General features: G+C 36.5%; 13 protein-coding genes. 4 read left to right on the top strand and 9 right to left on the bottom strand.

Going from position 1 to position 12,493, the window contains the following annotated elements:
- A partial coding sequence (locus PAN07_RS17135; RefSeq protein ID WP_269798433.1) for a G5 domain-containing protein occupies window positions 1-1,349 on the top strand: 1,349 nt, incomplete at its 5' end.
- A gap of 311 nt (window positions 1,350-1,660) precedes the next feature.
- Here the strand turns inward: PAN07_RS17135 and PAN07_RS17130 are convergent.
- Genes PAN07_RS17130 through PAN07_RS17115 form a run of 4 tightly spaced genes read right to left on the bottom strand, consistent with a single transcriptional unit; the run spans window position 1,661 to window position 4,411 of the window.
- Window positions 1,661-1,954, bottom strand: a complete 294-nt coding sequence (locus PAN07_RS17130; protein ID WP_061864524.1) for a DUF5960 family protein — start codon at window positions 1,952-1,954, stop codon at window positions 1,661-1,663.
- The gene (locus PAN07_RS17125; protein WP_084861942.1) at window positions 1,947-2,309 is read right to left on the bottom strand and encodes a hypothetical protein; all 363 of its coding nucleotides are present in this window, start codon (window positions 2,307-2,309) and stop codon (window positions 1,947-1,949) included. Before PAN07_RS17125 ends, PAN07_RS17130 begins: the two co-directional genes overlap by 8 nt.
- Entirely contained in the window at window positions 2,306-3,721 is a 1,416-nt protein-coding gene (locus tag PAN07_RS17120; RefSeq protein WP_049509856.1) for a Y-family DNA polymerase, read from the bottom strand. Before PAN07_RS17120 ends, PAN07_RS17125 begins: the two co-directional genes overlap by 4 nt.
- 3 nt (window positions 3,722-3,724) lie before the next feature.
- Window positions 3,725-4,411 carry an XRE family transcriptional regulator gene (locus PAN07_RS17115; RefSeq protein ID WP_084861943.1) on the bottom strand — a complete coding sequence of 229 codons (687 nt, stop codon included), beginning with the start codon at window positions 4,409-4,411 and terminating at the stop codon, window positions 3,725-3,727.
- A 237-nt stretch (window positions 4,412-4,648) separates the two neighbouring features.
- Between PAN07_RS17115 and PAN07_RS17110 the strand changes: the two genes are divergently transcribed.
- Genes PAN07_RS17110 through PAN07_RS17100 form a run of 3 tightly spaced genes read left to right on the top strand, consistent with a single transcriptional unit; the run spans window position 4,649 to window position 6,741 of the window.
- The gene (locus PAN07_RS17110; protein ID WP_049509859.1) at window positions 4,649-5,197 is read left to right on the top strand and encodes a YqeG family HAD IIIA-type phosphatase; all 549 of its coding nucleotides are present in this window, start codon (window positions 4,649-4,651) and stop codon (window positions 5,195-5,197) included.
- The gene (locus PAN07_RS17105; RefSeq protein ID WP_084861945.1) at window positions 5,181-6,017 is read left to right on the top strand and encodes a VanW family protein; all 837 of its coding nucleotides are present in this window, start codon (window positions 5,181-5,183) and stop codon (window positions 6,015-6,017) included. Before PAN07_RS17110 ends, PAN07_RS17105 begins: the two co-directional genes overlap by 17 nt.
- A gap of 58 nt (window positions 6,018-6,075) precedes the next feature.
- On the top strand, window positions 6,076-6,741 hold the full coding sequence (locus tag PAN07_RS17100; protein WP_084861947.1) for a hypothetical protein: 666 nt from the start codon (window positions 6,076-6,078) through the stop codon (window positions 6,739-6,741).
- 887 nt (window positions 6,742-7,628) lie between these two features.
- On the opposite strand, the gene cadX is transcribed toward PAN07_RS17100, so the two are convergent.
- The 5 genes from cadX to PAN07_RS17075 all read right to left on the bottom strand — a co-directional run bounded on the left by cadX (window position 7,629) and on the right by PAN07_RS17075 (window position 12,019).
- Window positions 7,629-7,967 (bottom strand): Cd(II)/Zn(II)-sensing metalloregulatory transcriptional regulator CadX, encoded by a 339-nt coding sequence (gene cadX / locus PAN07_RS17095; RefSeq protein ID WP_000711094.1) that lies wholly within the window; start codon window positions 7,965-7,967, stop codon window positions 7,629-7,631.
- Window positions 7,968-7,978: 11 nt separating this feature from the next.
- Window positions 7,979-8,593 (bottom strand): CadD family cadmium resistance transporter, encoded by a 615-nt coding sequence (locus tag PAN07_RS17090; RefSeq protein WP_049516165.1) that lies wholly within the window; start codon window positions 8,591-8,593, stop codon window positions 7,979-7,981.
- Window positions 8,594-8,892: 299 nt separating this feature from the next.
- Window positions 8,893-10,956: a heavy metal translocating P-type ATPase gene (locus PAN07_RS17085; protein WP_002893754.1), complete on the bottom strand. Its 2,064-nt coding sequence runs from the start codon at window positions 10,954-10,956 to the stop codon at window positions 8,893-8,895.
- 1 nt (window position 10,957) lies between these two features.
- Window positions 10,958-11,236 carry a DUF6110 family protein gene (locus tag PAN07_RS17080; protein ID WP_002893755.1) on the bottom strand — a complete coding sequence of 93 codons (279 nt, stop codon included), beginning with the start codon at window positions 11,234-11,236 and terminating at the stop codon, window positions 10,958-10,960.
- A 180-nt stretch (window positions 11,237-11,416) separates the two neighbouring features.
- A complete protein-coding gene (locus PAN07_RS17075; RefSeq protein WP_269798434.1) occupies window positions 11,417-12,019 on the bottom strand; it encodes a transposase in 603 nt (200 codons plus the stop codon).
- Between the last annotated feature and the right edge of the window lie 474 nt (window positions 12,020-12,493).

Genomic DNA, 12,493 nt, shown 5'->3' with positions numbered 1-12,493 from the left:
ACGATAAGGCTATGGCTAGCCTGACTGAAGCTATCGAGAAAAAAGTGGCTGAACTTGGTACTAACAACGATGCTAAGAAAAAATTAGTTGAAATTACTGATAAAGCAATCGCAGCTATCCAAGAAGCGAAGACTCAAGAAGACGTCAACAAAGCCCTCAACAACGCTCTTGAACAAATCAAGCAATTGCAACCTAGCCAACCAGAACAACCAGTTGAACCAAAACAACCGGAACAGCCTGAAATCAATTACGATAAGGCTATGGCTAGCTTGACTGAAGCTATCGAGAAAAAAGTGGCTGAACTTGGTACTAACAACGATGCTAAGAAGAAATTAGTTGAAATTACTGATAAAGCAATCGCAGCTATCCAAGAAGCCAAGACTCAAGAAGACGTCAATAAAGCCCTCAATAAGGCTCTTGAACAAATCAAGCAATTGCAACCTAGCCAACCAGAACAACCGGTTGAACCGAAACAACCTGAAAAACCAATTACTTCTTCAAGTCCTGAAGAAGGGGTTAAAGAGCTTGTCTTCCAACTCCCAAGTTTGGAGATTGTTAAGAAGGCAGTACCATTCAAGACTATCCGTCGCGAAAATCCACAATTAGACAAAGGGAAAGAACAAGTTCTATCAGAAGGGAAAGATGGTGCTATAATCGAGTATATCGAAGTAGATGGTAGCAATCGCAAGGTAGTTCAAACCGAATCAACTCCAGCTCTAGACCGAGTGATTGAAGTTGGGACTAAACAAAGTTCTGTAGGAACAGATACTCCACCAGTTGTGACTCTTCCTGAGTACCTTCTACCAAAAGAGCCTGAAAAACCAATTACTTCTTCAAGTCCTGAAGAGGGAGTTAAGGACCTTGTCTTTAAGCTTCCAAGTTTGGATATTGTCAAGAAGGCAGTACCATTCAAGACTATCCGTCACGAAAATCCAAACTTAGATAAAGGAAAAGAGAAAGTTCTAGCAGAAGGGAAAGACGGCCTGCTAATTGAGTATGTCGAAGTAGATGGTAGCAATCGCAAGGTAGTCCAAACCAAATCAACTCCAGCTCTAGATAGAGTGATTGAAGTCGGAACTAAACAAAGTTCTGTAGGAACAGAGGCACCACCAGTTGTGACTCTCCCTGAGTATGTTCTACCTAGAGAAACTGAAAAACCAGCTCCTGCAGTTGTAACAGAAGATTCACCAAGAAAAGATGAAAAAGCACCTGTTGCTACTACAGTTAAACAAGACAAGGAAAAACAACTCCCAGAAACCGGAGAGCAAGAAGCAAATGCCTTCTTATTCTTGGCTGCTATTACTTCAGTATTGTCTCTACTCATCTTCCAAAAGAATTTCAAAGACTAATTAAAATCTTTACTTAATTCTTTTCAATGATTCTAGTTCCCCCAAAGAGAAGACCAGCCGGTCTTCTCTTTTTCTATATATAAATCAAAAGATATCCATAAATTTCTATGGATATCTTGGTATCTATAAAACAGAATGATTATTTGGGATAAGTATTTTCAAATTCAACAACAATTTCAAGTAAACGATTATCTAAAAAAGATAGGGCTTCTTGTCCGATTTCATCAGAAAGACCATAATAAGCTTCTTCAAGTCCTCTTCAGATAGCTGCAATGGGGTACACCAAAAAACGAGTTCATCTCCTACCAAATCTACTGGCCACTATTTTTAATCCCAGCATATACATAGGTCCTATTTCTAGGACACGCTTTTTCCGTTACCACCCTAAAATAAAAACGATGCTCCCGCCCATCCTTGGCATTTTCCTTGTTTAAAACAAAGTAGTTTTTCTGATTCATCGCCATGGTTCGTAGGATGTCATCAATCAAGAAAGTCAAGGGTACGTTCATGGCAGAGTATTTTTGAAAATCCTCTTCAAAATGAATATAGTTATCTGAAAAGTAATCCATCTGCAGTTTGTTTTCATACAGCTCTTTTCTAGTCATAAACTCCCTCCTCCCACAGCCGAATTTCTAGGATATCTGCAACATCTATCAACCTATATCCCTCGTTTGTCCTAATAGATAGAGTCTGATGTGATAACTCTCTCACCACACCGATTATAGTGATTTTCTGCTTCTTTTCCTTTAGCACAAAATTTCCCCTAAGTTGGCCAACATAAAGCTGAGAAAGCAAGTGAAACTTCTCATCTGGAGTCAAATCCGTCGAAAAATCAACACGACTTTTTTCTTCACTGAGCGAACTGGTGTGTTCTGAAAGGTAAAATCCCATCCACTTCTGCATACCTGGATCTTGATAATCTCGCGCAGATTGAAAAGGTAAATAAGAACGATCAATCATTTTAATCCATCTAATCCTCCAGCAGAATGTCCCCCAATCAGCTTGCTTCTAGCAAGACTCCTAGAGGCTTCTTCCAGTGCATTTGCTCTTAAAAGGGAAGTGAAACCAAATTGTTCCCGAATGGAGTCAATGGCCGTCTGGAGCCTTTCTTCTTTTTCTAACTTGTCAACATCATCAAAGAGAGATATCAAACCAAAGGACTCATCCACAAATCCTGAATAGTTGATTCCAACACTTCTGACTGCTCCTGAAGTGTATTTGTTATGAAATAACTTCAAAACATAATCCGTTAAGACAGCTGTATTATTGGTCGGTTCGACCTTCATTTGTGTGTGAATAGACGACCTGACCTCCTGTTTAGAGAAACCGACATAGATAGAGACAAGGGTTGTTTTCTTGCCAGACCTTCTCAATCTAATAGCCACCTGCTCCGCCATTTCCCGGAGAATAATTTCAATATCACGTAGCTTCACGTAGTCTCTCGGCAAGATTTGAGAATTCCCCAAGCCCTTGGATTTGGCTTTATAGGGCTTATGAACATTGCTCTCATCAATCCCGTTAGCATGAAACCACAAACGCAGACCAGCCTGACCCAGAGCTTTCTTTAACTGGTCTGGATTGCTGGTTGCCAATTCCTTGATGGAATAAATCCCCAGAGCATGCAAGCGTTTCTCCATCCGTCTGCCAATTCCCCAAAAATCCGTCATCTTAGGGATTGCCCAGACCTTCTCTTCCACATCCTGGTAAGACCAGTTGGCCCTCATGGTCGGAGTGTGCTTGGCTTCATTATCCAGAGCCAACTTGGCTAGTAAGGGATTGGCATTGGACATACCTACTGTAGAGTAAATCCCTGTCTGCCTCCAAATATCCCTCTGAATACGGGCAGAAAGCAGATCCAGCTTGTCTTTGCGAGAGAGACTCTTAGCTGGGATGAAATAGTTGAGCGAACTAGTTAGGTCAATAAAGCCCTCATCGATAGAGTAAGGATAAATATCATCTGGACTGCCATAGTTTTGAAAGATTCGCTGGATTTCCATATTGACTGCAATGTACTCGTCCATTCGAGGAGGGACAATCAAGGTAACTTGAGCCCAATCTTCGATGTAGCGCACATAGTCTGAGTCGGTAGGTAGCCCTTGCTTTCGAGCATTATAATAGGAAAATTTTCGCGTTTTGATATCAAAAGGCAAATCATAGGCCCGACCAACATTTGACTTGCCAAAAATCTTCTTAAACAGGGGAGAGGAGGCTAGGATAAGACCAGTTGAATTATCCGCTCGACTCATGACACAAAGCGAGGTTTTCAGCGGATGTAATCCCCTTTTCACGCACTCAACACTAGCATAAAAGGATTTCATATCGACAAAGGCAATGTCACTTTTGGGCTCTCTGGAATAATCAAAGTAACCCATAGGCTAGCCCTCCATTGGCACAAAGTTCCCAACAATAATCCCAACAATCCGAGGATCTTCTTCATAGGAGATGAAAATATCCTTGTATTTAGGATTGATAGAGACCAGACGCAGGCCATCTTCCTCCCTATAGACTCGTTTGATATAGGTCTGGTTGTTGCAAACCACTGCATAAACAGCCCCATCATAGTCAAATCCTGTCTCTCGAATCAGAGCTACTGAACCATTTTGATATTTAGGTTCCATGGAGTCCCCAGACACCCATGACGCAAAATCATGAGCCAACTCCTCATTAAAGTAAACCGTATCAAAATTCTGATCATCGTAGACTGAAGCCCCAATCCCTGCTGACATGCGTTCATAAACACGGTACTCGTAGAGGCGCTCTGGCATGGGAGCCACTTTCTGAGCCTGTTCTTCTTGAGCCAGGTTGCGAGCATAGAGAACAACCTTCTCCTGCCCTTGCTTGGAGAGGCTATGGTAGAGACGGACAATCTCGATCTGAGTAAAATATCCTTTTGGTACTTTTAAAATATTCTCTAGCTGAAACACCTTCTCCTTAGATGGTTCCTTGACTCCACGTTCCCAAGCCGAGTAAGCCTGAAAACTAATCCCAAGTTTCTCTGCAATTTCCTTCTGTGTCAGTTTTAACTCTTTCCTCCGAGCCTTGAGTTTTTCTGGCTGATACATACTTCACCTCCTATTATGATACTTTAATGGACATTATCTCCCTTAGAAAGACTAATCGATGCTTGAATCCATATTTTTAAAACTCAACCAATATGGTTTAGTTTTATTATATAAAAAAAGTGAACAAATGTCTACTAGGAATATCTATTTCTGCTACACACTTAATAGTGGTATTGACCTTGTTCTATATATGTGCTAGAATTATTGTTATATATTCAATGAAAGGCTTTACACAATATGTTTCCATTCATGCCAGCAGCACGAGCAAAAACTGTTTTTGATATCCCCTATCAAAGATTATATCAACTTGGTTTTAAAGGATTAATTTTTGATATCGATCAAACTCTTGTGATGCATGGCGCCCCCGCTACAGAACAAGTTATTGAACTATTTCAAAATCTCAAAGCCATTGGTTTTCAAATTTTTCTTTTGTCAAACAACGACGAAGAAAGAATATCAGAATTTAATCAACACTTATCTGTGCCTTTTATTCCTCTTTCTGACAAACCAAATCCTAAGAACTTTAAAAAAGCTCTTGACATGATGCAGCTAAAACCATTTGAAACAGTTATGATTGGAGATCAACTTTTTACAGATGTGCTCGGAGCTAGTCGTGCAAATATCTCCACTATCTTAGTTGATTTTTTATATGATCCTAAAGAAGGCGGAATTGGTAAAAAACGATGGGTTGAAAAATTAATACTTCATACTTACCCATTTTTGAGACAAAAAAATAAAAATTTAGATGTGATCAAAAAGGAGAAACAACATGGTTTTTTGGAATAAGGATCTATTATTTTGTGAAATTAGTCCTACAACATATAAAATCTCTTTAAAAAAAGAAAATCTAAAACGACATATCCAGAACTTTAAACAAGGAAAAAAATTCTCTAAAATTCGTCAAGAAAAGATATTACCTAACTTAGTTTCATCATATTCTACCCAACTGATAAAACGTGGTCCTGGCATTGATATTACTCTTCAAAAAGGAAAAGCTACTAACATACAGATTGCTAGTAAAAATCTAAATAACATTATCATTCATCCAGGAGAAGAATTTTCTTTTTGGAGTTTAGTTGGTAATACAACTAAGAAAAAAGGATACCAGGAAGGGCGAGTTATTGTTAATGGTAAAGTAGAACCTGATATTGGCGGCGGGCTATGTAATTTAGCTAACTTGCTTCATCTTTTAATTGTTCATAGTCCTATGGAAATTACAGAATTTCATTCTCACTCTGATGCATTAGACCCTGATAAAGGTACTAGGAAACCATTTGCAAATGGAACTTCTGTACAGTATAATCATCAGGACTATCGTTTTAAAAATAATACTGACCAACTTATTCAATTGAGAACATGGACTGAAAATGAGATTCTCTTCGGCGAGTTAAGAAGTGAATCACAATTTCCGTTCACTTATCAGATAGTTGAAGAAAATCATCATTTCAAAAAAGAAGGCAATTATTACTATCGCAACTCCATGATTTATCGTGAAAAACTTGATAGAATAACTGAACAAACTTTGGAAAAAGAGCTTATTTTGAAAAATCATTCAAAAGTCATGTACGATCCGAAACTCATTCCTAAAGAAATGATTAGACAGTAACCTAAGTACTTTTATTTTTAAGAAAAATAACTTAGAATTAACATCAAAAGGAACTTTTATGAACTCACCTAAATTAATTGTTATGCTGACACATAATGATCACACAGTTGAAAATGCTAGTGAAATTTTCGAATCCTGTAAAAACTCTAAAGCTCAGTATTGGGGATTTAAGGAAAAACCTCTTCCTATTTCTGAAATGAAGTCTCTATTCTCCAGAATGAAATCTTGCGGCAAAACTACTTTTCTTGAAGTTGTTGAATATGACGAAGAAAGTGGACTTCACGGTGCAAAAATTGCAAAAGAATGTGGGTGTGATATTTTAATGGGAACTGTCTTCTTTGATTCAATCAATCAATTCTGCAAAGAAAACAACATGAAATACATGCCATTTGTTGGACAAATTACTAATCGCCCATCTATTCTAGAAGGTTCTATCGAGGACATGATTTCTGAGGCAAAGGAATATCTAGCAAAAGGAGTTTACGGATTTGACTTGCTAGGGTACCGATATACAGGTGATCCTGTCAAACTAAACAATGCTTTTGTTCAAGCTATAGAGGCTCCCGTTTGTTTGGCTGGCAGTGTTGATAGTTATGAACGTTTAGATGAAGTCATTGAGGCAAATCCTTGGGCTTTCACAGTCGGAAGTGCATTTTTTGACGAAAAATTTGGTACAGATTTTCATGAACAGATTAATAATGTTTGTAATTATATGGAGAAATAAAATAAAGTATACTTTTTAGTTATTATGCTCTCTTATGTCAAATAAATTTTATTTTACATCAACAATTACTCTCAAAAAATGAGACTTTTAATCTCACTTTTTGAGGGTATTTTTGTATTTTGACGATCAGGTTAGTAAAAATTCAGCAAAAGATATTATAACTTATATACTAAAAATAACATCGAGAATTTTTAAAAATATGTATTAAAAATATTTCATGTTTCTGCCCTAAAAATCAATGGTGGAAATTTTGTGGAAACTCTTGATTTTTAGACAAAAAAAGCACCCACGAGATAAACTCTTGAGTGCTTTGAAACGTTGATATAATCGTATTGATTAACGTTTTGAGGCAACTGACCTTGTCAGGTTGCAGCCACATTTGTAAGCGACTAAAGTCGCAACAACTGTGTCAATTGCACCAATTTAGTAAGAAAGTATAAAAAAGAACACCCCGAAAGGTGTTCTCTGTAAGTATCGTAATTCTTTCGAATTAACGTTTACTAAATTATGATGCTTTACGAGCTTTCTTAAGACCTGGTTTTTTCTACATTATGATATTTATGGTAAATTATCACTAAAATCAAGTAATTTTAAGAGATAAATCCTCAATATTTACATATATAATCCTTTTGAAAATCGAGAGGTTATCAAAGGGTTATCACATTTTAGTTTTCGGAGCTTATGTAGTTGAGAAATACGAAATACTGTATCATAAAGATGATGTACAGTTTAGCAACAAATATACAGTTTCTTCGTGCCTGGACAATTTCTTTTTCTATCCTGAAGATATTTAAACAGTTCTATATATTATTTCTTGTGAGTAATTTTCATCAAAAAATTTCATAGAGTAGCTCCCTAGAATCATGGAAAAGTAGTAAAAATAGTTGTTATCCTAGTTGATTAAAAAAATCCCTGATTTCCTCATCTTTTATAAAATAATATATAATTTTCCCCTCTCTTCTAGTGCCCAAGATGTTTTGATTGGCTAGTTTACGAAGATGGTGGGAAGTAGATGCCATACTGAGATTTAGTAAACAGGCTATATCACAGACACAGAGTTCTTCAACAGCAAGAAGATAGAAGATGATATTTATCTGTTTATTATCGGTAAATTTTGTTAAAATGCGAAGTGATTTTTGGACTTTTTCCTTTTCAAGGTAGTTCGTTGCGGTTGTAATACTTTGCTGATTTATAACATTCACTTGGCAGATACTATCTTTTTTCATAATATTTTCTCCTAGCCTAATATAGTCCATAGTATGTCAAAACTGTTATTTTCAATCAGGATATATATCCCCAATCCTAAATAAACAACGGCAATAAACCATCTGCTATATTTTTCCAAAATTTCTCCAACAGAAGAGACTTGTGCCAATTTTTGGGCAGAAAAAACCAAGAGATAAATCATGACTAGAAAGGTAAGTAAAGCTACTATCAAATTTGCTAAATTTAAGGTAGTAAAATATGGAACAAAGACACCAATATTGTCAGCACCACAACTTGCAAAAGTAATCATAGCGACTAGAAATATCAGGTTTTTATTATCTTTGCGCAAACCTTCTTTGGCAATAGCTTCTCCATCAGAATCTCCTAAAAGCAAAACTTTGAGACCTAGGAAAATTGGAATCAAACCGAGTAAACCTAAAATCTCTTTACTAGGAATATAATTTAAGACAAATGCAAAAAGCAAACTTAGGAATATTAGACTAACAGAGCCTAGAAATTGTCCTAAATAGATGTTAATGATGTCCTTTCTGCTTTTTCTTTTGGCAAAAAATAACATTAGGATAATAAGTAAGTCTACGGCTGTCCCAGAATACAGGATTATTGAAGTAACAATATTTTGAATCATAAAACACCTCATTCAAATATATTTTTGAATGTATTCTAACATTAACCTTTGTAGATGTCAACTTAAAATCCACCAATTAATAATTGCATGTCAATATTTGTATTGTGAAACTAGTTTCAGAAATATATAGTCTTAAAGTATGTCCACTGCCAATGGTTTTTTCAATATTTAAAAGGAGAGAACCAATTTGGTCCTCTCCAGGGTATAATTTTCCACCAACCCACTACAGTTGACAAAGAGCCGTTATTCTCAAATGAGACAACTCCTTTTAGTTTTTATAACCTCAGCTTCTCGGTCTCTTACCTACTTTTAATAGAAAGACTACGAAGGACGATTCTTAAAGTAGTCAGATTGTGCAATATCGAAAGATTAGATGGGCTTAACCAATTTAACAACCCAAATCCAATTAAACTTCCATTTATTACAACTGTTTCTTGAATATTTCTTTGAATTAATTTCTGCAACGATTCAGATAAAGAATTCAATTCCTCGAAGAAATCTAAACGATTATCTAATAATAAAATATCACTCATCTGCTTAGAAATATCAGCACTTTCATTCATCACAACCCCAATATCTGCAAGCGTCAAGGCAGCAGAGTCGTTTAACCCGTCTCCAACCATCAAAATAGTTCGGCCAGCTTTCTGTAATTCCTGAACCAACTGAAACTTACCATCTGGTTTTAAATCAGTATAAACGTTGTCAAATGGCAGATCTTTAACCAACTCTTCTGTTCTAGCCAACGTATCACCAGTTGCCAGAATCAGTTTTTTCCCTTGGCGCTTTAGCTTTTTCAATGCAACTTTCGCCTCGCTTCTCAAGGGAGTGTGGATACAAAACATCCCAATTAATTCTTTCTTATAAGCCAAAAACAATAAATTGTAATGAGTCTTATATTGCTCAATCAAGGCCAGCTGCTCAGAACTAATTCTTACCTGTTCGTCTTGCATTAGTACATAATTTCCAATGACAACCGATTGACCATCAATTTGCGATTTAATCCCTTTGCTTGCAACATACTGAAGCTTGCCATGCATTTCTTCGTGTTCAATGCCTTCAATTTCAGCTTGTTTAACAATTGCATTGGCAATAGGATGATAGATATGTTCCTCCAAACATGCACTTATTCTTAAAATATCTTTCTCAGTATAATCTCCGAAAGGAAGAACCTTTTCAACCAAAGGATAACTCGTCGTGATGGTACCCGTTTTATCAAACAAGAAAGTATCCACTTCCAGATATTTTTCTAATACATCACCATCTTTAATAACCATTTCTCGATTTAGACCTTCCTTTATGGCCGTAAGGTAGGCTACAGGTGTGGATATTTTTAGAGCACATGAAAAATCCACCAATAAAAAGGAAATGGCTTTTGAAAACGAACCTGTTAACAGATAAGTCAAACCAGCACCTAAGAAGTTATATTTTACAACCTTGTCTGCCATCCTAATAAAATGACGTTGTTTTGTCTTCTTACTCTCTTCAGATTTTTTCATCAGATTGATGAGTTGCAAAATACGACTGTTTATCTGATTATCAGTCACACGAATTCTTAACTCTCCTGTTTCCAAAACAGTATTCGCACATACAGAATCTCCCTCTTTCTTTTCAACAGGGAAGCTCTCTCCAGTCAAGGAACTCTCATTGACCATGCCTAATCCTGAAACCACTTGGCCGTCAAACAAGATTTCATTACCTTGGGAGACAACTAATACATCACCTACTTGAACATCAGAACTCTTGATGCTGATGACCATGTCTCCCCGCACTAAGAAAACATCACTTTCTTTAGCAAGAAGGCTTTGTTCCAAATCTGTTGCTGTTTTTTTTAAAGACCACTGATCCAGATGATTACCCAAATCAAGCATAAACATGATGTTGCTAGCTGTCTTGGATTGGTTCATAAACAAGGACAACAAAATGGCCGAACAGTCCAAGACCTCCATGGTTAGTTCCTTGCGCGCTAAAGTTTGATAGGCTTCTTTGACATAACCCAAAGCCTGATAACAAGTCCAAATATAACGAATAGGGTAGGGTACAAAACTTCGAAACAGCAAACGCTTAATCGCTGCACCCGATACAATTGAATAAGCACTCTCTTCTCTACGAATGGGAAGAGTCATCAAGTCCGAAACTTTCCCCTTGTCAATTTTTTTTAAAAAGGCCTCTGCATTTTCTAATACAGAGAAGCCTTCTTTCATACGTAGAGTAAAGTGCTGCTGATCCATATAAAACTGAATAGAGTCGATCCCTTTTTCATCTTTAGCCAAGGAACGAAGATAATCTTGAATATCCAAGGTCAGTGAAAACGAGGACGATAATCGGATATGTTGATATCCTCTGTGTAGCACTTTAAAAGACATATTATTCACCTGTCAGGCTATCTAATTGTTCTTCTTTCTTTTCCTGTTCGTATAAATATTTAGCGTCTTGTAAAACATCATCACCGTGTTGTTTTACAACAGAAACAGATGCATCCAGTCCATCTTTCAATTTGTAAGCTTTAGCCAAGGCCTTAGAATAGCCTTTCTTAGCTTCTTTACTTGCTAAGACTTTCAAGCCAAGCGTCCCAAATGCTACCCCTCCTAAGAAGAGAGATGATTTTTTCGCAACTTTTGCGACGTTTAATACTTCTTTTAACATGTTTATTTCCTCCTTGTAACTATTGTAGCGAAAAATGACAGCAAAAGCAATTGCTGATATCTGATATATAGATAAAATTCTCTATACTGATATTTAATTATATTATGATGAAAACAATATACTTTATTTTTTGATACTGTCAATAATTATGTGTAAACACTTAAGTAGAGTTACGGAGTGTTAATTAAATAAGCTTTCAAGTGTATCAGAACATTGACCAAACCCTTTATGGATTCGTTGACTTTGCTTGAAATTATAATCTTCAAACAACGTAACTAAGTAACGTTCCAGAGCCTCCTCATTAGGAAAAAGAACCTTCTTTTTCGTTTGATGTTTGATTTCTTTGTTAAGAGACTCAATGAGGTTTGTCGAATACATGCTGTGCCAAATCTGGTAGGGAAACTGATAAAAAGTTAAAAGATTATCCGTCTTCTCCAGACTTTCCATGACTTTCCTATACTTTGGTTTCCATTCGGCGAGAAAGTCCTCTAAAGCTTGTCCTGCCACTTCTAAATTTTCAGCACGATAAATCATTATAAATTGCCCCAGAATAACCGCTCTATCTGCTCGTTTCACTTTACTAGCTAGATTTCGACTAATATGAATTAAGCAACATTGTTGTTTAGCTAATGGGTGAGCCTGACTGATAATCTGCTCAAGCCCCTTAAAGCCATCTGTAACTACAAGAGAAATCTGTTGGATTCCTTGGTTTTGAAGCTTGTCTAACAGGGTGGACCAAGAAGCATTGTTTTCTTGAGGCAACTGTGCATAGCATATCTCTATGCGACTAAAGTCGCTAGAGCTATCCTAATTGCGCACCGCCAGTTCTCATAGAAAAAAACACCTTGCAAGATGCAAAGTGTTTTCGTTTGTATTCTGCTGTCCAGTAACGAATTAACGTTTACTAAATTGTGATGCTTTACGGGCCTTTTTCAAGCCTGGTTTGGAAAGTATGAATTTCAGTTGGACTAAAAACAGCGTAATATCAAGACTTTTCTCCGCTTTTATAAAAGCGTTTTTCCAATCAAATTCAACTAATTTTATCTAAATGGTGTGGATTTTACCCCCAAAATTACAGAGAATGGAGCTGATAAACACTAAACGTTCACACCATTAGTTAAATGATTTTTTTCATCATTTTTCTTAGATGATAGAACTTCTAATTTATTTCTTATTCAAGCAAAAACAACCTGCTATAAGTAAGAAAGAGGAAGATACAAGAAAAACACGGCGTAAAAACCGATTCAGTTCATTGTC

Source organism: Streptococcus sp. SM5 (assembly GCF_027497975.1).
The sequence above is the reverse complement of the archived record's forward strand: the minus strand, read 5'-3'. Positions and strand labels throughout refer to the sequence as shown.